This is a genomic window from Candidatus Nitrosocosmicus agrestis (genome assembly GCF_008389435.1).
Classification (GTDB): Archaea; Thermoproteota; Nitrososphaeria; order Nitrososphaerales; family Nitrososphaeraceae; genus Nitrosocosmicus; species Nitrosocosmicus agrestis.
Map to the genome: position 1 here is coordinate 127240 of NZ_VUYS01000006.1, position 25554 is coordinate 152793.

General features: G+C 33.8%; 27 protein-coding genes and 1 tRNA gene. 19 read left to right on the forward strand and 9 right to left on the reverse strand.

Going from position 1 to position 25554, the window contains the following annotated elements:
- Positions 1 to 4: 4 nt before the first annotated feature.
- Complete coding sequence (gene tpiA / locus F1Z66_RS05565) at positions 5 to 679, forward strand: triose-phosphate isomerase (protein ID WP_149862609.1); 675 nt, start codon at positions 5 to 7, stop codon at positions 677 to 679.
- Between the two features lie 65 nt (positions 680 to 744).
- Entirely contained in the window at positions 745 to 1647 is a 903-nt protein-coding gene (locus F1Z66_RS05570) for a winged helix-turn-helix transcriptional regulator (protein ID WP_149862610.1), read from the forward strand.
- Positions 1648 to 1686: 39 nt separating this feature from the next.
- On the opposite strand, the gene F1Z66_RS05575 is transcribed toward F1Z66_RS05570, so the two are convergent.
- Together F1Z66_RS05575 and F1Z66_RS05580 are read right to left on the reverse strand one after the other, a co-directional pair.
- Positions 1687 to 3411, reverse strand: a complete 1725-nt coding sequence (locus F1Z66_RS05575; RefSeq protein WP_149862611.1) for a B12-binding domain-containing radical SAM protein — start codon at positions 3409 to 3411, stop codon at positions 1687 to 1689.
- 98 nt (positions 3412 to 3509) lie between these two features.
- A complete protein-coding gene (locus tag F1Z66_RS05580; protein WP_149862612.1) occupies positions 3510 to 3677 on the reverse strand; it encodes a 50S ribosomal protein L40e in 168 nt (55 codons plus the stop codon).
- An 87-nt stretch (positions 3678 to 3764) separates the two neighbouring features.
- On the opposite strand from F1Z66_RS05580, the gene F1Z66_RS05585 reads away from it, so the two are divergent.
- From F1Z66_RS05585 to F1Z66_RS05605, 5 genes are all read left to right on the forward strand, one after another.
- Positions 3765 to 4070 carry a hypothetical protein gene (locus F1Z66_RS05585; protein ID WP_149862613.1) on the forward strand — a complete coding sequence of 102 codons (306 nt, stop codon included), beginning with the start codon at positions 3765 to 3767 and terminating at the stop codon, positions 4068 to 4070.
- A 68-nt stretch (positions 4071 to 4138) separates the two neighbouring features.
- Positions 4139 to 4441, forward strand: a complete 303-nt coding sequence (locus F1Z66_RS05590; RefSeq protein WP_149862614.1) for a hypothetical protein — start codon at positions 4139 to 4141, stop codon at positions 4439 to 4441.
- Between the two features lie 14 nt (positions 4442 to 4455).
- Positions 4456 to 4863, forward strand: coding sequence for a toprim domain-containing protein (locus F1Z66_RS05595; RefSeq protein ID WP_149862615.1), 408 nt, complete (start codon positions 4456 to 4458; stop codon positions 4861 to 4863).
- Between the two features lie 155 nt (positions 4864 to 5018).
- Complete coding sequence (dnaG, locus tag F1Z66_RS05600) at positions 5019 to 6407, forward strand: DNA primase DnaG (protein ID WP_149862616.1); 1389 nt, start codon at positions 5019 to 5021, stop codon at positions 6405 to 6407.
- A gap of 8 nt (positions 6408 to 6415) precedes the next feature.
- Positions 6416 to 7219 (forward strand): DUF120 domain-containing protein, encoded by an 804-nt coding sequence (locus tag F1Z66_RS05605; RefSeq protein ID WP_149862617.1) that lies wholly within the window; start codon positions 6416 to 6418, stop codon positions 7217 to 7219.
- Here F1Z66_RS05605 and F1Z66_RS05610 read toward each other — a convergent pair.
- Positions 7207 to 7890, reverse strand: coding sequence for an adenylyltransferase/cytidyltransferase family protein (locus F1Z66_RS05610; protein ID WP_149862618.1), 684 nt, complete (start codon positions 7888 to 7890; stop codon positions 7207 to 7209). The two genes, F1Z66_RS05605 and F1Z66_RS05610, sit on opposite strands and share 13 nt — an antisense overlap.
- 341 nt (positions 7891 to 8231) lie before the next feature.
- Between F1Z66_RS05610 and F1Z66_RS05615 the strand changes: the two genes are divergently transcribed.
- On the forward strand, positions 8232 to 9302 hold the full coding sequence (locus F1Z66_RS05615; protein ID WP_149862619.1) for an alcohol dehydrogenase: 1071 nt from the start codon (positions 8232 to 8234) through the stop codon (positions 9300 to 9302).
- A 24-nt stretch (positions 9303 to 9326) separates the two neighbouring features.
- Here the strand turns inward: F1Z66_RS05615 and F1Z66_RS05620 are convergent.
- Positions 9327 to 9488, reverse strand: a tRNA-Tyr gene (locus F1Z66_RS05620).
- A gap of 89 nt (positions 9489 to 9577) precedes the next feature.
- Here F1Z66_RS05620 and F1Z66_RS05625 point away from each other — a divergent pair.
- Positions 9578 to 10021: a hypothetical protein gene (locus tag F1Z66_RS05625; protein WP_149862620.1), complete on the forward strand. Its 444-nt coding sequence runs from the start codon at positions 9578 to 9580 to the stop codon at positions 10019 to 10021.
- Positions 10022 to 10039: 18 nt separating this feature from the next.
- Here the strand turns inward: F1Z66_RS05625 and F1Z66_RS05630 are convergent, their stop codons facing one another.
- Positions 10040 to 11158 carry a porphobilinogen synthase gene (locus F1Z66_RS05630; RefSeq protein WP_255437893.1) on the reverse strand — a complete coding sequence of 373 codons (1119 nt, stop codon included), beginning with the start codon at positions 11156 to 11158 and terminating at the stop codon, positions 10040 to 10042.
- Positions 11159 to 11607: 449 nt separating this feature from the next.
- Positions 11608 to 12435: an AAA family ATPase gene (locus tag F1Z66_RS05635; RefSeq protein WP_149862622.1), complete on the reverse strand. Its 828-nt coding sequence runs from the start codon at positions 12433 to 12435 to the stop codon at positions 11608 to 11610.
- A gap of 238 nt (positions 12436 to 12673) precedes the next feature.
- Here F1Z66_RS05635 and F1Z66_RS05640 point away from each other — a divergent pair, with 238 nt between their 5' ends.
- Positions 12674 to 13678 carry a 2-hydroxyacid dehydrogenase gene (locus F1Z66_RS05640; RefSeq protein WP_159357288.1) on the forward strand — a complete coding sequence of 335 codons (1005 nt, stop codon included), beginning with the start codon at positions 12674 to 12676 and terminating at the stop codon, positions 13676 to 13678.
- Here the strand turns inward: F1Z66_RS05640 and F1Z66_RS05645 are convergent.
- Positions 13675 to 13974 carry a hypothetical protein gene (locus F1Z66_RS05645; protein ID WP_149862624.1) on the reverse strand — a complete coding sequence of 100 codons (300 nt, stop codon included), beginning with the start codon at positions 13972 to 13974 and terminating at the stop codon, positions 13675 to 13677. The two genes, F1Z66_RS05640 and F1Z66_RS05645, sit on opposite strands and share 4 nt — an antisense overlap.
- Before the next feature lie 602 nt (positions 13975 to 14576).
- Between F1Z66_RS05645 and F1Z66_RS05650 the strand changes: the two genes are divergently transcribed.
- From F1Z66_RS05650 to F1Z66_RS05675, 6 genes are all read left to right on the forward strand, one after another.
- Positions 14577 to 14969, forward strand: a complete 393-nt coding sequence (locus F1Z66_RS05650) for a hypothetical protein (RefSeq protein WP_149862625.1) — start codon at positions 14577 to 14579, stop codon at positions 14967 to 14969.
- 77 nt (positions 14970 to 15046) lie between these two features.
- Entirely contained in the window at positions 15047 to 15613 is a 567-nt protein-coding gene (locus tag F1Z66_RS05655; protein WP_149862626.1) for a hypothetical protein, read from the forward strand.
- A gap of 195 nt (positions 15614 to 15808) precedes the next feature.
- A complete protein-coding gene (locus F1Z66_RS05660; protein ID WP_149862627.1) occupies positions 15809 to 16852 on the forward strand; it encodes a diacylglycerol/lipid kinase family protein in 1044 nt (347 codons plus the stop codon).
- 477 nt (positions 16853 to 17329) lie between these two features.
- Complete coding sequence (locus tag F1Z66_RS05665; RefSeq protein ID WP_159357287.1) at positions 17330 to 18040, forward strand: Lrp/AsnC family transcriptional regulator; 711 nt, start codon at positions 17330 to 17332, stop codon at positions 18038 to 18040.
- Between the two features lie 441 nt (positions 18041 to 18481).
- On the forward strand, positions 18482 to 19057 hold the full coding sequence (locus F1Z66_RS05670; protein WP_149862629.1) for a winged helix-turn-helix transcriptional regulator: 576 nt from the start codon (positions 18482 to 18484) through the stop codon (positions 19055 to 19057).
- A gap of 152 nt (positions 19058 to 19209) precedes the next feature.
- Positions 19210 to 19749: an Lrp/AsnC family transcriptional regulator gene (locus F1Z66_RS05675; RefSeq protein ID WP_149862630.1), complete on the forward strand. Its 540-nt coding sequence runs from the start codon at positions 19210 to 19212 to the stop codon at positions 19747 to 19749.
- 570 nt (positions 19750 to 20319) lie between these two features.
- Here F1Z66_RS05675 and F1Z66_RS15295 read toward each other — a convergent pair.
- Entirely contained in the window at positions 20320 to 20460 is a 141-nt protein-coding gene (locus tag F1Z66_RS15295) for a hypothetical protein (RefSeq protein WP_154670492.1), read from the reverse strand.
- Between the two features lie 182 nt (positions 20461 to 20642).
- Between F1Z66_RS15295 and F1Z66_RS05680 the strand changes: the two genes are divergently transcribed.
- The 3 genes from F1Z66_RS05680 (at position 20643) to F1Z66_RS05690 (ending at position 24051) form a co-directional block, all read left to right on the forward strand.
- Positions 20643 to 22058 (forward strand): amylo-alpha-1,6-glucosidase, encoded by a 1416-nt coding sequence (locus F1Z66_RS05680; RefSeq protein WP_149862631.1) that lies wholly within the window; start codon positions 20643 to 20645, stop codon positions 22056 to 22058.
- 548 nt (positions 22059 to 22606) lie between these two features.
- Positions 22607 to 22789: a hypothetical protein gene (locus F1Z66_RS05685; protein WP_149862632.1), complete on the forward strand. Its 183-nt coding sequence runs from the start codon at positions 22607 to 22609 to the stop codon at positions 22787 to 22789.
- A 542-nt stretch (positions 22790 to 23331) separates the two neighbouring features.
- On the forward strand, positions 23332 to 24051 hold the full coding sequence (locus F1Z66_RS05690; RefSeq protein WP_149862633.1) for a DUF1259 domain-containing protein: 720 nt from the start codon (positions 23332 to 23334) through the stop codon (positions 24049 to 24051).
- Positions 24052 to 24764: 713 nt separating this feature from the next.
- Here the strand turns inward: F1Z66_RS05690 and F1Z66_RS05695 are convergent.
- Complete coding sequence (locus F1Z66_RS05695) at positions 24765 to 25373, reverse strand: hypothetical protein (protein WP_149862634.1); 609 nt, start codon at positions 25371 to 25373, stop codon at positions 24765 to 24767.
- Positions 25374 to 25554: the final 181 nt, after the last annotated feature.

Below are 25554 nucleotides of genomic sequence, written 5' to 3' on the forward strand. Positions count from 1 at the left end.
CACTATGAATCGAATTAAAGGTCCTTTCATCATAAACCTTAAAAACTATACAGAAATTTCTGGTCAAAAGGCCATTGAAATAACCAAAGAGGCTGAAAAAGTTGCGATGGATCTAGACCTTCGGATCATTGTTTCCCCCCCTCAGGTTTTGTTAGGGTTGGTTGCCAGCAAGACTAATTTGGAAATCCTTGGACAACACACTGACTTTGAAAAGATAGGTGCTAGCACAGGATTCGTAATTCCGGAAATGATAAAAGGAGCTGGAGGTATTGGATCAATTATCAATCACAGTGAGCATCCACTTAATAGAACGATAATTAAAAAATTAATTGAGCGACTCAAGGAACTTGATTTGATTTCATTAGTATGTGCAAAGAACCTAGAAGAGTTAAAACTAATAAGTGAATTGCAGCCAGACTTTGTTGCGATTGAACCACCTGAACTAATTGGAACGAAGAGGTCTATCTCATCTGAAAAACCTTCATTGATTAAAGAGTCCTTTGAACACCTTTCTTCTACGAATTCAAAAACGAAATTAATCTGTGGTGCAGGTATTAACACCTCGGAAGATGTCCGGGTTGCTTTAGACCTTGGCTCAAACGGAATCTTAGCGGCCAGTAGCATTGTGAAGGCCGACAATTGGTACAACAAAATTTATGAATTAGCCAAGCCATTTTGATCCAAATACAATCTTTTTTTAGAAATTACTTTTTATAATTACCAATATTACGTTTCACTGGTTTTATGTACAATAAATACACCTTACAGGAGATCCAACGCAAGGTCATTGAAATACTACAAAACAACAATCCCATGTCAAGCAGCGAGATTGCAAAAGAACTTGGAATAAACAGGATCACAATGTCAAAATATTTGGATATATTATATTTTCAAAAAATAATTAATAATAAAAAGATAGGATCTGTTAATTTTTGGTATCTGGATCCAGGTATAACGAACATTGATTCCAAAGATGAAAATTATTTAGAAATACAGCAAAATCTAATTGCCGCTCTCTTAGGAGGACAGAAAGAAGTGTGTGACAATATCATGCTCAGCCTCACAAACCGAACCAGTAATTTAAAAAGAATCTTCACTGATATTTGTATTCCCACTTTAAACACAATATCAGAGTTATATGATAGAGGTAAGATTGGAAAGAGTGAAAAGATCCATTTAATTAGAAACCTGTCGAATGCGATTAGAATTTTAGGTAACAATACAAAACTACCTAACATTCGACATGAAAACTCTCAAGTTGTTATCATATCAGGAGATAATGATTCAAATCCTATTTGTGATATGCTTGAAATTTTGACGACCCGTTTGGGTGCAAAATCAACATTTATCGGAAATGTTGAAAATTCTATAGATCCTTTCTTTGATATTGATTTACATAGATACATTATTAAACTAACAAAAAGGGTAAGAGGAAAGACAATTGTTATAGTAGTCTCCAATAATGAGACATCAATAAGGTTTATCCATTCAGCTTTACTTGAATCAGAAATGAAAGAAAAAAAAATACAATTGTTAATTTTTTCATCCAAATCCTTAAAAGAAAAATTGGATCGACATATTCCAGATTCAAACTTACATGGAGATTTTGAAAGTTTGATTGCGGTCATTGAAACAAGTATAAAATGAAATTTAGGATAAAGATAGTAAATTATGGAATAAATGGAGCTAAGCGTATTGGGCTTTGATTTTCTCAATTACCCTCTCATGTTCAGGGCTCTTCTTTCTTGCATATTTTTCCATCGCACTTAAAGGTACGCCGCCAAGGGTTCGCGCAAGAGTAGCAAAAAAGACCTTTCTAATTGGGTCATTTTGACCGACTTTGTGCATGAACTTGTGAATTGCATATTTAAAATTGTGTTGCCATGTCTTGTACATAACTCCTAATTTCGCTGGATCCATTGTATTTCCTATATCAAAAAAGTCTGATTTTTCAAGCAAACCTATCGGGACGAATGTCAATGGAGTGACGGTGAATTTGGAGTCGGGTTGTTCCTTTTCTAATTGATGAATAAGTTGAATAGTTTCCCAACTATCGTCGGCATTTTCGTTGTTGTCCAAGCCCATAATGAGTGTAAATGCAGGAACCCAGTAATTCTCGTTTAAAGTTTTAACTCCTTCTTTGACAACCCAGTGCCATTCGGAAGGTCTAAAGGGAGCAAGTTTTCTATCCGCATATTTTCCTATCAATCTAATGCTACCTGTTTCAAACCCACATTGAACTCCGATATGATTTGAAGGACCAGCCTTTATAATTTTTGATACATTAGGAATAAGTTTTTCATCAGCAATCGCACCAGCCAACGTTCCGTGAGTTGGATTTGTATGTTCAACACCCGTTTCCATAATACCTTTGAATAATTCTTCTATAGCTTCTCTATTTGGCTGCATATTTTTTGTAGTCCTGGGATTCAGACCATATACGAATATGTCGTCACTATGTATCCAAGCATTTTTAAGCCCACCATATTTCATATTAATTTGAATTTCTCTTTGGACTTTTTCTATAGGATAGTATCGTAATGGCCTTAGGGTTACATCACAGAACTTGCAACCCCTGCCACATCCTCTCATTACTTCCACCATGCCATGCATGCTAGGGTTTACAATATCTGGAATTTCATCAACACTAGGTTCTTTCGAATAATGTATAAATCTCCCATGATATTTTCTACCATTCCTATCAAATTCCTTGATTTCCACCTTAAATTCGGATTTTTTAAATGGATTGGCCATATCAAGTTCATTATTTATGAGTGCATCGAAAAAACGTCCCCCCGCGCCATCAATTTCAGGTCCAATACCGCCTAAATCACCCTCTACTATTGCATAAAGACCGTATTCTTCTATCTTGGCGGGATCATAATTATATTGCCATGTACCAGAAGCTCCAACAACAACCTTGGCCTTGCTTCCATTCTTTTGCTTGGCAGAGTTTATACGATGATGCAAATCTCTATTGTAAAATTCGGCGTAGGACATTTGTTTTCTACCGTATGTAAATGTCATCGTCACGGGGCCCATGCCCAAAGGATCCATTTCATACGTCCCCACAAATTCTGTCTCAGGACCAATGAACTTGTCTATATGATCGGGGTGTGCTACCACCACGTCCTCTTGAGAATAGCCATCCCGTCGCAATGCAGCTTCAACTTTACGCAATCCGTATGGTGCGTATGCTGCCAAACCATTGTTGTTGGCGATTGGATTGCATATAAAATCAAATAACAGTTTAGGTGTGACCTGATTGCCCAAAATCTTATACCAAATTGAGCTGTGGCTACGGTTTGGGTCCAATGCAGGTGCACATCCAAAAAATGATGCGAGTGAAATTCCTCTATAGGGAGACATTAATGTTCTATCGGCAGTAAGAACGACCTTCGGATACTTCATATTATATGTTATCTCAGAGTTTAGGAAACAAAAAAGATAATTAAAGTTTTCTTATTCAAAACATAAAATTATTAGAAAAAAGTTAAATTACTACAAAATTATTTCTTTGCACCCAAGGTTCTATTTTTCAATCTCATTTGGCTACCTCGGCATTTTCTGCAACGAGTGCCACCTATAGGATTCTTTGCTCCGCAATTAAAACAGATTTTAAAGAATAATCGACGTTGCTGTGCAATTTGCTTTTTTGTTGAATCGGTGATCGGCATTATAAATTTTGATAATTCAATCCCATTTTTAACTTTTATTACCTGGATTTCATAAAAATTTATTAGTAATAGTTTCGCGGTAAATTGGTGGCAGATTACTTTGAAGTTGACAGAGTGTTTGAGGATATAGCAAAAATTTTTGCATCCCAATTCGCGGTGTCGTTTTACAAAGTAACCAACACAAAGTCTCCTTCAAAAGAAGAATTCAGAGATTTGGTAATTGAATTTATGAAGAATATAGGATATTCACTAGATAAATTTCCCGACTCTGAAGAGGGAATAAGGTTCAAAGGGTATTGTAGAAAACTACTTGCCAAAGAAATCGACTTGGTAAAAAGTGGTGAAAACAAGGAAGTGGAAAAACGGTATAAATATTTTACCCAATATAACTAAGTACACCAATTTGGAAGCAGGGGAAACATTTTATATATAATGTTTCTTAAATATATCACTGAGAGATAGTGATAGATAATAACAAACAATTCTTGTCCCAACAATTATTGTGGATTGGTATATCATTAGGAATAAGCCTTGCAATCTCGTTTTTGCTACCATTTCCATTATCATTACCGGTAATCATAGTGGTCTTTATATTACTTAGTTACTATATTAGACAACGTGCAATGAAAAAAATGGGCATGGCAGGATCAGTATTTGGTGGAAATGGAAGCTCTGTTAGCTATTATTGCATGAGCTGCGGAACTAAACATAATCAGTCCTCTTGTCCAAAATGTGGATCTAAGATGAAAAGAGTTGGTTCATAAGCTCAGTTGAACTAATGGATAGAAAAGAAAAGCTCCATATAATTTCAGAAATTAATCGTTTTATAGAACAGATTAACGATGAATCAAGTGGTGACTCGTTAATACTGGTTGAGGGCAAAAGAGATATGGAAGCGTTATCATACCTGGGTTGTAATGGAAATATAAAAATTTATCACAATTTCAAAAGCCCCATCGAACTCGCTGATAATTTCAGAAGAAATTATAAGAGACTCATATTGTTGCTTGATTTGGATAGAACAGGAGAAAGTATGACCAGAAGAATTTGCAATGTCCTTAACAATAGAAATATTGATGTAGGGTATAGGGCAAGAATTAGTAAAATCACTCAAGGTAAGGTCAAAACTATTGAAGAATTGCGATCATATTATGACAGCCTGTTAGACGGATGGAACCCAGAATAATTATCAAACAAAAACATATTGCCAGCGAACCTTTGTAAGATTCTACGTAACACTCGAGGAAACTTTCAAAAACAAAAAACTTAATCAAGGCATCGTATTATAACTAACTTAATCAGCAAAATATGATAAATAAAATTAATAATGATGTAGTTAAAATGCCTAATACTGGCATTGTTAAATATCATGTAAAACTCAAATTTGATGTTGACGGCCTAGTTGAAAAGGCGGATATTATAGGAGCAATTTTTGGTCAAACTGAAGGTCTTTTGGGTCCAGAAATGAACCTTAATGAACTACAAAAAGTATCAAAGGTAGGAAGAATTGAAGTTAACGTAGATACAAAGTCTAACTCAGCAAGAGGGGATGCGCTAATTCCTATGAGTACAGATATTTCAACCGCCGCATTGATAGCTGCGGCCATTGAAAGCATTGACAAAGTAGGACCATTTCAGGCAAAATTCTCGCTTGTCGGCATCGATGATATTAGGGCCATAAAGAAAAAAATAATTGTAGATAGAGCAAAAAAAATAGTTCAGGAATGGGCTACAAAGACAATAAGTGAAGGGGAAGAAATGCTCAAGGATGTATATGATGCTAGCAAACCCGGTAGATTAACCACTTTTGGAAAAGCCCAATTAGCCTGTGGGGTAGGAGTATTTGATAGTGACTGGATAATTTTGGTAGAGGGCAGAGCAGACGTAATTAACCTCCTAAGAGCTGGCTACGACAATTCTATAGCAATAGAGGGTGCAAAAATAGATGAAACCATATTAAAACTAACAGAGGGTAAAAAAACGGTAGCGTTTATCGATGGAGATAGGGCTGGAGATTTAATCCTAAAAGAGCTGCAAGGCTTGGTTAATATTGAGAAGGTGTATAGGGCCCCCCCCGGAAGAGAAGTAGAGGAATGTACCCCTCTCGAAATTTCAGAGATTCTAAAAGATGCAGAACAAACAATCCGAGCCAAATATAGCGAGAACAATAATATCTCTTCCAATATTCAGCAAATACGAAATAGTCAAAAAAGCGAACAAAGTCAGAGTTTAACTGGGGTCAGAGAATTGCAAAAACCTTACGAAAATCAAAAAGAATCTGGCGGCTCCAATTATCCAAGGTCAGGAAATAGCAGTTATCGTCAAAAACAAGACTCGGCATATAACAAATCAGAGGGTGTTATTAACAACAATAACAAAGTTACCCCTGAGCCCCTCACAAAAGAAGATGAAGAAGTGATTTCAACTGTCAAGAAGATATTTCAGGAAATCAATGAAACTTTGGACGCCATGGTTTTTGATAAATCAATGAAAAAAATTATCAAGACACCCATATCCGAAATATTAAAGAAAATCAGTGATCTTAAAGATGGAAATTTACTAGTGTTAGATGGAATAATCACCCAGAGGCTGGTTGAAGCAGCTAACAAGTCCGGGATAAAGTATATTATTGGTCACAAGACAAGTAATTTAAAACGACCAAATCCTTCGGTCAGAATACAGACATTTTCAGACATTGGATTAATTACTCAACCTATTAGCAGCAGTTAAAAAATGCCATGGAAAAACCCCAAATAAATTTTAATTATTTTCATTTCTTGGCCCTAGTCTATTTGCTGTCAAACGGAGGTAAAGACAATTATCTTGAAATCACCAGCAGTCAGTTAAGCAAGATATTGAATAGATCCCAACAAACAGCTTCGAAAGTTTTGATCGATTTAGAAAAAGAGAATTTAATTGAAAGAGTGAAAAATAACAAGAGATTTGGAATGAAATTATCCCAGTCGGGATTTGAAGTGCTGCAAGACATTTACGATATTTTGAAATCTTCTATGGAATACTCCCAGCAACAACAAATCTCATTCAAAGGCAAGATTGTTACTGGGATGGGTGAAGGTGCATATTACATGTCACTGGAAGGTTATAAAAAACAATTCCGCGATAAATTGGGTTATGAACCGTTCCCAGGTACTTTGAACGTAAAAATTGAAGACAAGTTTTATATGAACTCGAGGAGGGACTTGATAAATCAGCCATCCATCCATGTCGAAGGCTTTAAGAATACAGATAGAAGTTTCGGATGGGTAAGATGTTACCCTGCAACTCTGGTCAAGGATCAGAGCATCCGACAAACTTCTCCAAGGCTTTCCCCAAACCTAGAACCAGGTTCAATCTCCAACTCAAATCAAAATATCATGACAGATGTGCATGTATTATTGCTCGAAAGGACACATCATGATAATAGCATGATAGAAGTAATAGGACCATTCAATCTAAAAGCGATGGCCAACCTGAAAAACGGGGACGCTGTATTAATTTCAATCAAGAGTACAGGTCTAGACAAGCCTACTCATAAATCATAAAATGAGGTCCCTAACTCATTTTTTATCACTGAACTTTTAAGCTGAGGGACTGGAGAGGAAAGTCTGACTACCTCTAAATTAATGCCCCTTTCGAGACAATTCTTTTTCATTAACTTTTCATCGTGAAATTGGTCATATCCCAGCGCTATTATGTCGGGTTTTACGAATTCAACAGTTTCATAAATTGACCTCTTGCTTCCGATAATAGCTTTATCCACAAAATGTATGGAAGAAACCAATTCTAGCCTGCTTTTTTCATTGTGATAAATTTTTCTATTTTTCTTTGCATTGTAAACGTTATTATCTGTAGCGACCACAATTATGAGTACATCTCCCAAGGCTTTTGCAGACTTTAAAGTATGAATATGCCCAGAGTGCAAGAGATCAAATACTCCTCCGACCAAAACTACCCGGATTTTTGAGCGTCCTAATTCTGTGAGCCTGTGGATTTTATAGTCATTATGGTTATTAATTGAATTTGTTATTTTTGATGCATTAAAATTGGTCGTAGCTAGGCCTTCTTTCTCTAATTCAGAAAGTGTATCCCTTATAAAAGAAGCATCAAACCCCATCTTTTCGGAGAGAAATGGAATTGTTTGTTTAATTTTATCAGCGACGTTTAGATTATTACAATAAATTGAAGATAGCAAATACTGTTGTATGGAACTCATTAAGTTTGTTTTAACATGAATCACCAGGGTATATAATTTTAAAGCCTTATTTAGACAGAATACATGTTTTTTTGACAATATACTACTATCCAGAACGCATTTGAAAAATTTAATTTGCAGGATAAATAGGGTTGAATTTACAATTAAAGGCGCTTTAGGTTTTATCAATTTAATATTTTGGATGTCTCAGTACTCATAATCCTCGTCATCAAAAGTTCAGACGGCTCTTCGTCGTCATCATTGACACCAAATAGATTCCTACAGGAATTAATATATTCTTTTGAATTTTTTGTCATTGCAGGTTAGCAAAGATAATTAATCATGTTAGAGTTGATTTTATTATGAAAGGAGCACAAATTATTAAAACTAATGAACCACTTCAAGTAAACGAATTAGAACAACCAAAACCGCAAGGCAATCAAGTTCTGCTAAAGGTAGTTGCATCAGGCGTTTGTCACAGCGATCTTCACCTCTGGGAAGGAGGATATGCAGGACCTAAGGGGGTGTTTATGAAAGTAGAGGACAGAGGAGTAAAATTCCCACTTACTCCAGGTCATGAGATTGCCGGAACGGTAGAATCTATCGGAGAAAGCGTAAAGGAGATTCAAATTGGAGATAAAGTGTTAGTTTATCCTTGGTTAGGTGAAGGGTCATGTCCCGCATGTGTTTCCGGTGAACAAAATCTTTGCGATTCTCCACGAACATTAGGTATTTATCAAAATGGTGGTTACGCACAGTTTGTCCTAATTCCGGACGCAAAATTCCTAATTAAATTAGACAACCTTGCATTTGACTCAGCTTCATCACTTGCTTGTTCTGGATTAACTGCTTATAATGCAGTAAAAAAAGCCAAGCCATTCGGTGGGCTAGAAAAGGAACACAATATAGTGATAGTAGGAGCTGGAGGTTTAGGACTGATGGGAGTACAAATAGCAAAGGCAATTTACCAGTCAAAGATCACTGTCTTAGATGTTAATGATCAAAAGCTTGCTGAGGCAAGAAAGCTAGGCGCCGATAATGTCATAAATAGCAAAGAAAAACCCGACGTTGTAAAAGAAATAAAGGATTTGACTAACGGCTTCGGAACAGATGTTGTAATTGATTTTGTTAACAATAACTTTACGTCAATTAATTCATTTAATATGCTTAGAAAAAGAGGTAAGATGATCATGGTTGGTCTGTTTGGAGGCTCAATGGAGCTAAATCTCCCCATGATTCCCCTTCGAGGGTATACACTTACAGGTGCCTATACCGGAACTTTTGGTGATTTAGTCGAACTAGTTGGTTTAGCCTCTCAAGGCAAAGTTCGAACAGTCATTGATAAGAGATTCTCCTTAGACCAAGTCAATGAAGCACTACATGATTTAAAAAACGGCAAGATTATTGGAAGAGCCATCCTCAACCCCAACTGAGATAAATCCCAGGTATATTTTGTATCCCGCGAGCAGGATTTACTCCAAAAAAGGGTTTCCCATTTTTTGATTGAGCCTGCGACTCTTCGGTTACTGTTGAATGTAAGCCTGATAGGCTGATGTACGATTAGCAATATTTTGCCAACAACTACAGCCGAAAGCTCTACCAGGCTGAGCTACCGCGGGACAATTAATTTTTGAAAGAATTGATATATAATCTAATCGTAATGTAGTGAATCAATAATTATATATTGAATTTGGATAGATATTTTGTTTTGGGTATCTTAAGTTCACCGCGTAACAAGATTGTATTTTTAGTTCTTCTAGCAATAGGGTTTACTGTAGTAATGTATTTTGTGACAAATTATACCTTGAATCAGGAAAATGCAAGTATTGCCAGATTAATACCAGAAGAAGCTTATTTGGTTATACTTCACGATGTTTTTAACAAATCGATTAGTTCCTTAAGCAAAATTACCTTTGACGATCTAAATGGCAAGTTTACTTCACAGTATGTCATGGTGGATGGAAATGGGACTATTTATCGAGCAAATCAAGACACACTTCAAACCGATGGTATAATTGGAAGGACAGACTCTCCGATTTCAGGTGGAAGTCATTTTGGATGGGAGATTACAACAAACAACTCAAAATATTATGTCGATTCAACAAGCGGTCAAATCATCTCAATATCAAACTCTTCTATAGTAACATCGTAGTCAGATTACGAGCAGTTATCATAATTTATTACTGATCAAGTCTAACAAAAAATATGAAATAATTTTGTCAGCACCAGCTCGTTTATATGATTTCATCAAATTCAACAATATTTCCGAATTTGAATCTTTTAGATCACCCCTCAATAAACCAGATTCCCTGAATACCATTTCATTTTTATAATCAAAAAATTCTTTTGATTTTACTTTTGGATTTTTTAAAGGATAATAAGGATACTCAGATTTTACAAAAGACAGTGCAATGCTAGTCACGGTGTTTGAACAAATATCATTTATTCCTCCAAGTAATGCTTTTAACAGGGCATATTCGCCTGAAACGTTTTGGACTACTAAGGGAACTTGTATGGATTCTTTGGCATATCTAATAATGTCCATATACCATAATGATGGTTTAATCATAACCCAATCCGCGCCCTCTTCTATATCTATTAAAGTCTCCCTCAAAGACTCTCTAGGATTATTAAACGAAATTTGATAGCTATTTTTATCAAAATTTCGAGAATTCAGGTAATTACTAGATCTGAATGGAGAATAAAGGCATGAGTTGTGCTTTGATGAATAACTCAAGATGTTTACATCTCCAAAGCCTTCTGAATCTAAAAGATTTCGCAAATAAATTACTTGGCCATCCATCATAGAAGAAGGAGCAATAAAGTCCGTACCGCTTTCACAATGACTTAACGAAATCTCACCTAGCTTCTGGAGAGTTTTATCGTTGTCAATACGAGTTTCACCCGAAATTATCGGACTCCTTCTAGCAGTTGCGTTTGAGGCTATACCACAGTGACCCGATTTATTGTACTGACATAAACAAACATCAGAAAATATTTTGAATCTATTTCCAAAGTTTTGTCTTATAGTCTTGAGAGAGCGCTGGACAACTCCTTTTTTTTGTAGAGCAGAATTACCATTAATATCTCTTTTTTTAGGGATACCAAACAAGAGGATCTGTGATACACCAAGCCTATCAGCTCTTTCTAGTAGTTGAGTTATATTATTTACATGAATTTTAGACTTGTTCATCTGTCCAGTTCCCAAGCTTTTTTTCAAGACATTTTCATCTTCGTAGACAAAGAATGGAAAAATAAAGTCATCCATCCTAACATCACAACTATTCAACCAGATGCTAATAATGATATCAAATGAGGTATATATATTAAATTAACTCCGTATGCATTTTGAAGGGTAAAAAAATCATTTGTCATTATTTTCCATATAGATAAAAATAGTTACATTTTGAACTATCCAATGGTTGAAAAAGAGTATGATATTAATACTTTAAATTGATGTGTGTAGACTAAAACATATTTAATTTAGAAAATAATATTAATGAAATTTAAGGGAATCTTTTATGCAAATCAGTATAAGATTTACCTATTCTATATATATAAATAAATAAATATATTTAAGAAATACTCAGTAGTCTTAAGATATTTTATATAAAAAATGTATGTTGTGAAAATTTTTTGTTCAAAATAAACATACATCCTTTAAGTCTAGATATATAATAAATCGTCGTAGCAGTATGAAGCAGTAATCATAGGATTTTATATTAAAAAAAGGAAACTTTACTCTTTTTTGTCCATATTGGCCTTATCATACTGTTTTAGAATTTTTATTATTGAAATAATATCATCTTTGTTCTTGGCTATCCTTCCAATTTTAATACAGTCCCGAATGTCACGTGATTTGAGCTTATTCCAAACCAGGTTTGCTATCAAAGTTGAAAGTTCCTTTTCTAGATTGCACTCTCTCTTTAATATATGATTTGCTATTTTTTCAAAAGACTTGTAATCATATTTCTTAAAATACAGTACAAAGAATCTAGAAAGCAAAGGAGTCAATAATTTTTTTTCATCATTACAGGATGCGAATACCCAAGTTCGCATGACTGACTGTCGTGTTTTTTCAAATTTGGTTTCACTCAGTATTCCTGTTTCCATGAGACTTAAGAGAGCAGCCTGATCCTTAACTGCCATATATTCAATCTCGTCCACAATTAGATGCTTAGGCCTACTATTAAACAAATGATCAAGCATGCCCGCCTTAGTGCTATGACTTCCAAGAGTAAAATATGAGCGCGGCAATTTCATACATTCCATCAAAAAAAGTGTCTTTGCAGAACCGGGAGGCCCCACAAGCAAGACATGAACAGGTAAAGAAGAATTTAATACGTAGTTGAATATCTTTTTTATTTCGTCGTAACCCACGATGTTTTCAAATAACTGGGATTTAGCCTCTACAAGTTCATCCAAAGGTCCGGAAGTACTTTTATTTGGGTTATTTTGTAAACTGTTAGAATGGCTGAATTTTAGAACCTGATCCAAATCATCCGAGTCCACTTTATCAATCCGGTTTGATGACTTTGAATAAATGTTTGAGGAGGACCTTCGCATAAAATAACATACACAATTATCTATAAAAATATACTTGAGTATTGCTAAGCAAAACCTAACCCAATAATTTTTAGTTTTTAAACCTTCTTCTAGTTGTATGTTTAGAAAAGAGCCTTTGAGAATTTTTTAACCACAATTACACAATTACAGATTAAGCCTTACGGACATCAGTCCAACAATAAAACATTATTAACTATAATCCCAACAAATAAAAAAAACTGCCACTTTAAATTGCAAAGTGTCCTCCCTCAAACCAATTGTTCTTATTACTAGACCTATTCCCGAATCCGGCCTAAAAATTTTAGGTTCTAAATACACAATTATTATGAACAAGAGTCAACGACCCATGAGTCGGTCGCAGTTAAAAATAAAAATCAAAAATGCAAATGGAATCCTATGTTTTCTAAATGATACCATAGATAAAGAAATTATGGATATTGCTGGAGAAAATTTAAAAATAATTAGTACATTTAGCACGGGTTATGAACATATAGATGTTAAAGAAGCATCCAAACGGGGGATAAAAGTAGGATATACCGGAAGTATTTTAACAGAAACCACTGCTGATTTAGCGTTCGGTCTTTTGACTGCTGTTGGAAGAAGAATTGTTGAATCTGATAAATTTGTCAGAGATAACAATTGGAAGTACGGATGGAGCCCATCTTTAATGGTTGGTTCGGATATACACCACAAGACTATAGGAATTATAGGTATGGGTAAAATAGGAAAAGCCATAGCGGCAAGAGCTTTTGGATTTAAAATGAAAGTGTTGTATTCAAACAGGACTGCACCATCTGTTACTTACACCAGTCACGATAAAAAAAAGGTATCTAATGAAAGACCGCTTTATGTCAGCCTGAACAAATTAGTATCAGATTCAGATTATATTGTTGTATGTTGTTCCCTAAATAAAGATAGTTATCATCTTATTAATTACGAAATGTTAAAAAGAATGAAAAAGTCCTCTTATATAATAAACATTGCCAGAGGAAAGATCATAAACCAATTGGATTTAATACGAGCACTGAAGCAGAAATTAATAGCAGGCGCCGCATTGGATGTGTATGAGGACGAACCTTTAGAGAAGAACAGCCCTCTTAAGAAGATGCAAAATGTTGTAATTTTGCCTCATATTGGAAGCGCCAGTAGAGAAACAAGGGATAAAATGAGTGAAATCGCGGTAAATAATCTCAAAACAGTCTTGGAAGGTAAAAACCTAAAAGATACTTTTTTATTGAATTAAAGGGCGGTCGACCCATCTAATCTCTTTAATTTTACTTCTTCTTCATCCTCCACATTTCCCTTAACACAGTCAGTATGTATCACCTTAACATTAGAAAGAGTGATTTTACCTCTTGGAATTGCATTATTTTGTTGCATTTGCAGGAATCTCTGTTCTAGAACAATTCTATGATCTGAGCAAGCAAGCCCTATCATGAATTTATTCTGTTTGGTTTCATCATTAATTTCTATTATAAACTCAGGTGGAAGTGGACATCTATTGCCCTTGAATACAAAGGAGCAGTTCTCTGGTATCAATAATATTAGTATTTGGTCAAGATAACATAAGAATTTTTGGATAATGCATTCATATACTACAATAAGAATTCCACGTTTATCTACACGGCTTTATCAAATCAGTCGTAGTTCTCCAAAAGGATTAAGCTTTGTAATCTGAACTAAATATACCAGAGCTTGATGCAGTTAACCAAGCATTTTCAAACATAATCTATTATAATTATCATTTATCAGCTAAAATATTAAACAAATTTTTGTTACCAAAGATTAACGGTTCCTGATTCTATTTTTGAAATTAGGATACGAAAGATTTACAAAAAAAAATTTAAACAGAAATTAATGGATAAAAAAATCATTGTTGTAATTAATCACCTAGAATTCCTTACAAGAGAACCGTCTAAGATAAAAACACTCAAAATCACCAAGTAATTTATTGGGTAATGAGGGCTAATTGAATTTTAAAGAGAGGTTGAATAAAATGATATCAAACCCATATTTGGTGGGTTGTATTTCCAATTATCCTTGAAAATAAGATTTGACTGGCTAAGATAGAAAAATGGTCATTATTCGGGTGATCCCTTATAAAATATGATGCATATTTGTATTATCATACTATGAATGAAATGAATAAGAATTTGGGAAAGATCACAGAAACGATTTCCGAACATGGCCCTCCAGTCATTGAGCAACTCTTAGACAAGCTAACTGGTAAAGGAGCGTTAGTAAAATATTCATTCCAAGACTTGAAGGTGGAGATGCCTGCCGCTACAAAGCCAGATGGCAAGACAGTAAAAGGAGGCAGACTCAATGTAAATGGTACGGTTACAATTTCTGCCAAGGTAATAAAAGTGCAAGATAATGATTTTCAGTCCGATAAACACAACACCAATACCCCAAAAAATAGTTATTCTGGGCCAGGCATCAACGAAGAAAACACAAGTACATATGCAAATAATGATAATAATAGTGAAGAGAGTTTGAGAGATTATAATAGCAATCAATCAAACCCCGTTTGATCTGAGATAAACTCAACAAATTCATGCCGCATAAATTGAGATCTACTTTTCATGTGATACTTTAAAGAGAATTGGTAATGATGAGTGTTGGTACAGAAAAAGCAGGCAACAATAACGACGAATCAAAAATCATTGATACTCTTGTAAAATCTCTGAAATCTTTGAAGAGTGGAAATATTTTAGTAGAGATAGAGAACAAACCTACAATTGATATCACAGCATCATATGAAAATGATATCAACAGAGTTGATGTGGATCTATTGGATCCTGACATTTTGGGAATACTAAAGCAATTAGAGGTAGAAAACTCTGATGAAAAAAAGGATGAAGTAAAAAAGAATGCTACTTCGTTTGACAAGATCAAGGACAAATTAGATATTGCAAAGGACTTTTTTCACATGTTCACAGATTCCGAAAAGAATTTGTTTGAGCAACTAAATATTGTAAAAAACCTCGCTCAAAAGCTATCTGATAATAATGTAACCGTCGTTTTATTAAGAAAAGGTAAAGAAGCCATAGTAATTGGGAAGGACGCAAATCCGACGTTATCAAGACTATTATCAAGAAGTGATGATGTTCAAATTAAAAGTGTCACAGAGTCTTCTAAACTTGTAGGCGACATAAGTTCAGATGACAAGGATTGAAATGATGAGGCGATAGTATAATAAAATTGAAAAATTCTGTAATATCTAATAGTTTTTTCTTATCAGGTCAGTGGTTCATCAGTTCATCAGTTGAATTAAATATTCTATAGGATCCAAATATTTGATTTTGTTTAAATAAAAATATCTAATTTTATTTATATAGACTGACTGTATGGTTTATTTAAGTTAGTCAACATGTCATCGAAATCTATTGTAATAGTAAATCCAAATTCAAAAGGAGGTCAAACAGAGAAAAATTGGGAAAGCATAAAACAGAATTTACTTGAGAGTTTTGGAAACAAATTGGATTTCGTTTTTACCGAGAAGGCTGGAGATGGAACAGAGCTGGCAAGAAAATATCTGAAAAATGGCTACGGCAACATCATACCAATTGGTGGAGATGGTATTATTAATGAGGTGGCGAATGGATTCTTTTCTATTGAAAAGTCAGGCATGATTGGAAAAGAAGATTTGATGACAATAGATTATGGAAGGATTCTCGCACTTACAGAGATAGAACAGTTGAATTCAGAAGCTACCATGACTATTTTACCCGGTGGGACAAGAAATGTTCTTGTCAGGTCCTTGGGACTGCCCCCTGATTTTATCGAATGTTGTAAGCACCTGTCGGATTCTAAGGAAACAAAAAAAATAGACATAATTGGTGCTGTTGTAAAACAAGATAACCAAGAGGATTCAAAAAATGTCTTTAGATTATTCTTAAACGCAGCGGAGATAGGTTTGGGAGCAGAGATTATTGAAAGAGGAAAATTAGTAAGAGAACAAATAAGTAGTCGAATAATTTCTACCATTACTGGGGTAATATCTACCCTACCGACTTATAGAAGTAATACATGTCAAATAATCGAAGGTTCGACAACAAATAAAAAAATAATGAATAGCCTTACCACAATGATGACTATGGGGACCGTTTCAAATGGCAGTTATTTGGCAGGTGGATTTCAGGCTGCCACAAGAGCTGACATCAGCGATGGATTATTGGATTCTATAGTAGTCAAGAATTCAGACAGCTTTAAGATACTGCAAAAATTAATAAACATAAAAAAAGGTGAAGAAGCTATCTCTAACGAGGACGACATCTATTACGGTCAATCGCAAACCGTCAGTTGGTTATCAGGTATACAAAATAATATAACAATTAGTTTAGATGGAGAACCGACTGGAATTCTTCCGGCATTCTTTAGGAACTATCATCAATTCTTAAAAATACGAATTTAGTAAGGATGATACCCCAGTTTCTGAATCTCTCGTGATTTAGCGATTATAATAATATTAGCCAAAAGCGATTTAACAAAAAAACAAAATCAAACACATTAGGGTTGCTATTGCTGTTTATTAATGGACAAATTCATGTTACGACCTTGGTTTTGTTGTTAAATTAAGGGTCATATTTTATTTGCACTAATACAATAGTTTAAGAAAATTAAAGTTTTTAGTCATAGGTACCCTCAAATGATTAAATTTTAATTATTTTATTGATAGATGCTTGCTATAATTATTTGCCTTGTAACTTATTTCTTATTCAAAATAAAGTAGCAAAGTTGAGGTCAATATGGCATTAATAACTTGAATTCAGAACGACGTTCTTTTTCTGTGAGGTCTAAACCACCAGAATTCTTAATACTGATTAAAAAAATCAATATTAATAAATTAAATATGTTTAAAAGTCCCCAAATCTAATATGGATTGAGTCCAGTGCCAAAAAAAGTACAAAATGATGAGCTTTCAAATAATCGAATCAACAGTAGAAAGGAGTTATCCAAGAATGGCGATACTACAAAAAAGAATACTTCAAGAGGCAGGCGGGTGGCACGAGTAAACAGAACTCGAATTAACAAGAATAACAACCGCAACACGTCAAAACTAATTTTTGATAGTGATACGCAAGATAATAATCAAGAGCTACCTTTAATTTTAGACAGAATTAATTTGAAAATAATTGAAGAACTAATAGGCAATGGCGATATAAAGAGTTCTGAGATTTCTGCAAAATTAAAAATTCCTCTTTCTACAATTCAGAGGAGAAGGACCAAGATAGAAAAATCGATTTTAAAAAAGAGCTATCACATGGATTTGAGTTTATTAGGTTATAGAACCGCTCAGATTTTTATAGACGTTCAAAAAGGTAAAGCAAGAGAAGTAGGCGAAATGATATTAGAGAAATATGACAGAACTGTCATAAGAGCTTCTACTCGAATAAATTCCTCAAACAACCTCTGTTTAGATGTGGTATACAATGGATCGGATGAACTACACAACCTCTTAGAAGAAATAAAGTCAATCCCAGTTGCAAATAAAGTAGACTGGTCAGAGCAAGTAACAGTATTGGGCGATAATTTGACAGGTATAATTAGAAATACTCTTGCAGACAAATTAGATCAGTACCATCCCCAGATCCCCAAATGATCTTAATATTTTGAAGCTGCAAAAATTCTTTAACAAATATCTGGGTAAATATATTCATATACATGGATAAACGATAACCTTAATTTACAATTATCTAAATATCGGAAGCCCAATTAAATGGCTTTAACAGGTTAATTTTTTATGGAAAAAAAGATCTTTTATTTCTTGAATAAAGACCAATTTGTCAGATGGGAGACTATAACAATAAACCCGCACATATATGATGCAAAAACTCATCAAGATAGTTTCAAGATTTAAAAAGCTAAATCATTCCCTTTTGCACATCTTGGTGATGAAACTTATACCGTAAAGCATTGAAATTATGATTCTAAATGTCAAAAATTGACAAAAAGATATCCTTAAATCTCATACTTTATAAAAATATCTTGCAAATTGCCACGACGATTTTACAGAGCAGGAAATGGGAATAGAGCTGGGAATATGAGTCAAATGCCAACTGGCGATTATAGCGAAAACTCAAATAAAAAAGGTAGCAATAAAAACAATAATAAAAGAACCGGCCACGATGACACGTCACCAATAAAATTTATGTTGGACAAGATTAACGTTGGAATTATCCAAGAGTTGGTTAATAATGGCGATATAAAGAGTTCTGAGATTTCTGCAAAATTAAAAATTCCTCTTTCTACAATTCAGAGGCGACGCAGTAATTTGGAGAAATTGTCAATTATAAAAAAGAACTACATAGTTGATCTAAAGAAGCTTGACTTGAGGATTGCAGAGATTATGATCGGAACAAGTAGTGGCGAAAGTCAAAATATTATGACTGAAGTTTATAATAAACACAAGACTAGTATCATTGATATGTCGTTGAGAATAGGCAATCCAGATACAAACGTTTCCTTCAGAATTGCTTACAAAACTTCGTTAGAACTCTTTGAAGTTCTAGAAGAAATCAAGCAGATGGATACCATTAACAATGTAACATGGTCAGAATATATTAGCGAGAAACGCAATGATAAATCATCCTTTGATGAGTTATTAAGGTTTAATTAAGTCAGTTTTTCTATTGCTTGCTACTATATTTTTTTCTGGATTTCCTTGAATAATTAAATAAATATAGTAGAATTTTTTAATTTTAACTTTTGCAAGCCCCAGTGGTATTACACAATATACACAATAAACCCGATCTCGCTCAAGTACATTTAATGAAAAATTTATCCATAGAAATGATTAAAAATGACGGATACTGTTTAGTCACTGAGTTGATAAATCAAAATGTTAATAATCCCCTTGATCGTTTTATCAACGTTGATGAAACCGATATAGAAATAATAAGCCATTTACTCCTAGGCAAAAATAATAAAAACATATCTTCGGAGATGAATATCCCCTTGTCAACTGTGCAGAGAAGGGTTAGAAATTTGATTTCAAAGGAGCTTGTATTATTTAGCTCCGATATCAACTACAATAAATTTGGCTTTAAGGTTGGAATGCTGCATATTTATCAAAAGGACGGCAACATAGAGAGAATTGCCGAAGAAATCAAAGTGATGCCCGGTGTCAGGTCTGTAGAAATTCATATTGGAAATTCGGATTTAATTGCGAATGTAGTTTATAAAGACGGCACCGATCTGCTTAAATTAATAAGCAAAGTAAAATCAAAAACGGGCGTGGAACGCATTGTTTGGTCTGAACGAATCCAAAAGATACTTTCACCAAATATTTTTAGCATCGAGCATTTTTGAATGCGATTTGCGTCATTATGATGTGAGTTTTAGTATATAAGGAAAAGATAATTTACTTATTACTTTTTGAAAACTTTTAAATTCCCACTCAAAGCATGTTTTGCTGGAATTTTCGTTCTGCTACTGCAAGATTAATTTCTTTTGCAAAAAAGTAATTATATCAAAATTTGATTAAAGTACAATATCTTTAAATCAGAACCTCAAGTATTGCAATCTACTAATCAAATATGAGACAATGCGTATATTCTTGCGCATCATAAGAAATACTGGGAAAAAGTATTAGGATAAATGTTCTGTTTTTCATATTTTCTATCGATAAATTGCTCCATTAAATAGCATATTGTAGTTTGTAAGCAGCAGGTTATTCTTTCAAAATTTTTATAAAGTATGTGGATGATTTGGTTAAAAATTAAAAGGCATACAATGGATTGATAGTGTAAAAGTTTGAAATGACTATAAAATGATTGAGAAAAAGGTATTTGTTGAGGTCGCATTCCGATTAAGTGACTCATCTACCCGTATACTGAATATACGACCGGACATGGGTAATTTCGTTAATGCTTGAATTAATCATTCATTGCTTTGAATATGTGAAATCAGTTGATGAAGTTCCATATCTCCCAAACTTTCACCAAATTTTTTACCGCAGATTCTACAGGTATATTCGTTTTTGCTACCAATTTCTTTATTTTCTATTAAAATATCATCCAATTATTTCACCTATCATGATAAGATAATATACTGTAAAGTATATGAAACTGAGCTATTCTCCATACGTGTAAACATTTATTCGAAAGCTATTTAATAGAAAAAAATAGCCACTACTTGTTACAGTGAATGGGCTTATTCCAAGAACTAAGGATAAGATCTCTAACGAAAATTACATAAAATTTATGAACGCTACACAAGCAGAGATAGAAAAAAATGCTAGTCCTGGTGGTTATTATAAAGCTGTGTGGTGCAGGGATGCATCATTTATCTTAAAGGATCAGTTTCAGACCGAAAACTTTGGTATAACCCTCAAGCAGGTTCTTTTGATATGGGCAAACCAAATAGGGAAAGAATCGTATCATTCTTTCCTGCAGTATGTTAACTTCAAAGAGCTGCCACTTATTTACGGAAGAGGATCTCCCGAATTAGACTTTGAATCAAGAATTGCAGACGAAGGCATTAAAACCAGATTTGAGGGAGCCCTGCCAACAACAATATACTATGAAAGGAGATTTTGTGAAGTATATGGTCAAGCTCCCGACATTGATTCTACGGCATTAATGATATATGTTACATCTTGGATTCTTACAAGGCTAGTGGAGGCTAATGAGAAGACCAATTACAGCATGTCATTAAATTTACATACCATAATGTCAGAATTAGATCAAGACAATCAAGGTGAAAGCTGGTTTTTTAAAGTATCAATAAATGATATTATTAACTTTCTTATTCCGAGAATGCTCAAAGGTATTTCCTACCTTCAGGCAAGAGATATCGATAATGATGGGTTACTTGAGCAAAAGCATAATGAAGATTGGATGGACACCCTCTTAAGAACAGGCAAAGTTGTGTACAGTCAGGCATGTTGGATTCTTGCTCTTAATAGTTTATCTTATTTGTTATACAAATTGTCAAATGAAAAAGAAGCCAAGAGGATGGACGAATTGGCCAAAAAAGCAATGGAAGCAGTTGAAGAAAAACTGTGGTCTGAAAAGGATGGATGTTATATCGATCTACTAGACGCTGATCTTCATTTAGATAAAAAGATGCATAATAGACTAATTACCCAAGATGTATCTTTATATCTTGTAGCATTAACGGAAAATAGACAAAATCTGGGAGAGGTATTGCATTCATCACATGTCTTTGATTTCCAAAACACACAGAATGGAAATGACACATTCCTTTCAAGTCAAGAAATATTAAATAGAGCATCATATTCCTTGGACACTTTAAAAAAGAGGATCTGGAAAAATAATTTACCACTTGTAACTGAAAAAGAGGTAGACAAGACAGGCCCCTGGTTGTTAAAAGTGAATGAATATCACAATCACACTTTCTGGCCTTGGATTACCGGTATTGAAATGCTTGCAAGAAATCGATTCGGAAAATTAGATGACTTTACCCTTTTAATGAGAATGTTTATAGATTCTAATGGTAAAATACATTCAAATCTCTTACACGAATGGATCGACCCAAATACGTTTGCTGGGAGAGGGGCATTTCCTTTTCGAACTGGAATTTCATCCGTGCGACTAGCAGCAAAGGACAATCACACCGCAAACATGGTGCAATTCAATAATGCATATAACAGGTAACAAGAAGATAAAAAGTAATAGATTGACTTTATTAAACTAATTAAAATATCAATAGCAAAATAATAGTTTTTCAAGGTAAAATATTTCATGATTTCCGAATTTTACATTTTAGTTCATGCACACACTTACATAAACTGCGATTTTGTTTGAAAATAAATAACACAAATCTCTCTTTGTGCATAAATTAACAGAAATGACCACAAAACCTGCCGTATTAATACGTCAAGTTAACATAACGTAAGAAATTGAAAAAATATTATGCTTTCTAATTAATAATATTGATCATGATGGAGATCATCATTTGTCGAACTCTTGTATGGTAAAGAAGTAGTTGGTTCAAAATTCTTTTACCTAACATTATCTATATATTTAGGGTAATTTGTCCCAAATATGAAACCAAATTATATTATTTTGATACCAAACGACTTTCCTATCAATTATGGTAGTGTTTTGTAGAAAATATCTTCTTTGAATTTATATATAAAAAAAGCCACTTGATTAATTATATATTAATTATTTAATGTTTACATGATACTATAGTATAATTAATGAATGCAAAAACTAAATGCAAAAAATGTGGAAGAGAGTTCCAGATTGAAGGCACTGCGTTTAAAAGTGAGGATGACTTTAAAACAGCAAATTCTACTGGCTTTAACACAGAAGAAAGATGTTCACATTGTGGGTATATCGCAACTTATGGGTTTACAGATTTAGTTTTAGATAGCATATAGTATACCCCCCTGAAAATGCGGGGGAGGGAGTATTCCAGAATTAAATTTATGCACTTCTTAAACTATGTAAAAAATACCGAATTTATTCCACCGGATATCAACATATGTATTTATACTTATAAACTACCTTAAAAAAATAACCTAGTTAAATGTTTTTACTGTATCCCTTATCTAATAACATTCTACTTCATACGTTTACATTTGATTCAATTTTCTAAAAAAAGACAGATATCCCGGTATTATATGCATTTTTATCCGATGGCTTTCCAAGAAAAAATCGAATTTGGTTTGCAAGGCATGACTGGTTTACTTACGACGATAGGTAAATAGAAAAATAATATCTTCTAACGAAACAAATAGTTTTTGACGGAGGTGAGAAATGATTTTGAGGGTTATTCATAATGTTTTGTCTTGTAGTGATTTCTTTGCTTTTATCCTTTATACTTGATTAAAAAAATGTTTTTTTCAAAGTCACAGAAAAATATTGTTATGGTTAACTGAAGTTTATGTACTATATAAAATATAAAATGTAGTACATTTTAATGAAAAATCTTAACAAATACTTTATAGTTGGGATATTATCCATTTCCATGATGATAATACCCAGTATAAGTAATTCTTCAATCCATGATGCCCTTGCACAATCTCAATCAGCCACAACACAAAATAAAACTGGAGCTGATTCCATAAAAGTTACTAAACCTCAAATGGGACAGCAATTCATATTTAATGACAAGAGTAAGCCAGCAAATGATCCACAAAAATGTGCAGCATTAGCCGAGGTTGTAAAAGGTAAAGCACTTCCTGACTACAATTTGTGCGATGTTGTAGTATATAGACAAGCACCAGCCATAATGAGACATGATGGCCTAGTGTTAAATAACTTTTCAGGAATTGGACACTACATTGAAATGGTATCACCAGCATTAAACACCACAACCATGTATCAAGGTAATAGCAGTGATACCAATAGTAACGCAGGAAATAATACAACAAACAATACCAAAGCAGCATTTGGGGAATTTGCTTTACTTGATTCAGAGGTTGTTCCCGTTAGGGATGTAATGAATAAATATAATTGGACAGAAACAGCACTTCATCACCACATGTTAGGTGAAACTCCAAAAATACTGTTCTTACATTGGTCGGTAACCGGTGACGCCAATGAATTAATCAAGCAAGCTAAGGAAATGATAGAGCAGACCTCAACATATCAGGATTTGGGACCAAACAGTAAGACTCCTTCTTCGGCAGGTCCATAAACTCTATTTTTTTATTTGTCATCTTATAGCATGGTATTTTTAGTTTCCAAATCTTAAATGTATTAATAAGCAATTATAAATAATTCTTCAGAACAAATTTTTGCTAAAGATCCCCTAATTGTTGCATTAAACAGCAATAACAATTTTAATTAGATTCAACCGCACTACGTCCACGTAAAATAATAGAATCGTGCTAAACGGGATCTGTTTTAAATTTATATATTTTGTAGTTAATATCCATTCAATAATAATAATTGATAATGCTAGCAACCTGATTATGTTGCAATAAGGTAACTGAAGTTGATTGTGTGAAGTCTTATTTTATAAAGCTTTTATAAATGTCTTGATTGTCTCCCTAGTCTGTATTGTCAGTTAACTAAGATATTAAAAAAAACAAGTATTTGAGTTTGTTTTGCAGATTACTCACTTATCAAGTGTTTAATATCAAAGTTCGGCTCAAAAAAAAGATTAGGCTTTGCTATTTACATCTGACATACATATATGTATATACTAATAAATTTTTGAAAAATACAAACAGACGTTTCATCTGTTAGCATGCTCATAGATTAACGCTAATAGTAACCAAATATATTTTAAAATAGATGCTTAAAATAATTAGCTCTTAAAATGCAAAATGCATTATGATTAGAGTCTATTCACAATAAAATAAGTAAATTTGATTTAGATCTATATATTACTCAAGGAATTAAGAATTATTTTCCCCCAGTTATCATTTTGTTTAACGAATCCCCTAATTCCTGTAGTGGTCCCTTTGATTCATTTTGTTGTGACTGTGGTTGTGACTGTGGTTGTGACTGTGGTTCGGTTTGATTTGAAGAATTTGATTGATTGGATGTTAGAGTCTGTGAAGATGGCTGCGACTCGTTTTGTTGTTGTTGTTGTTGAGAGGCAGGTTGTTGCGACATGTTTGATGTTTGAGATTGTGAATCTGCTACAGTGCCTACTCCGATGGTAGTTTGATTGAATGGAACAGACGTCTTGTTGGCTATGATTGTTGTTGCTGGACCCGTGGCCTGAATCATGGTTTTGTTTTCTAGGTTAGAGAGATTCCCAGGTTGAGGAGTAAGAGTCTGGTTTTGCAGTGGTTCAATCTGAGATTGAGCATTTATTGGTTTAGTGGTCTGGTTTACAGTCACCGTTGTTTGTTTTGCTGGAACTGTTGTCTGATTTGCAATAAGTGTTTGAGGTTTGTCAGTTACTGTAGCCATCGATTGATTTTCTGATTGATTTTGAGCATAGACTGCTCCTATGTAAGCAGATGCAAACAAAACTGCCATTATCCCAACAACGAATGTGTTCATAATTTTCATTACCGGTTTTTAAGTTTCATAACTTAAATAGCTAATAAGTAATTATTCAATTTTGTGACGGAAATTTCTAAAATCACCTTAGGTTTTGATTTTTTATTCATTATAGTGTAAACTAATATGTTTTGACACTATATATAAAGTCAAATATTTAATTATTCCAATTAATAAATTA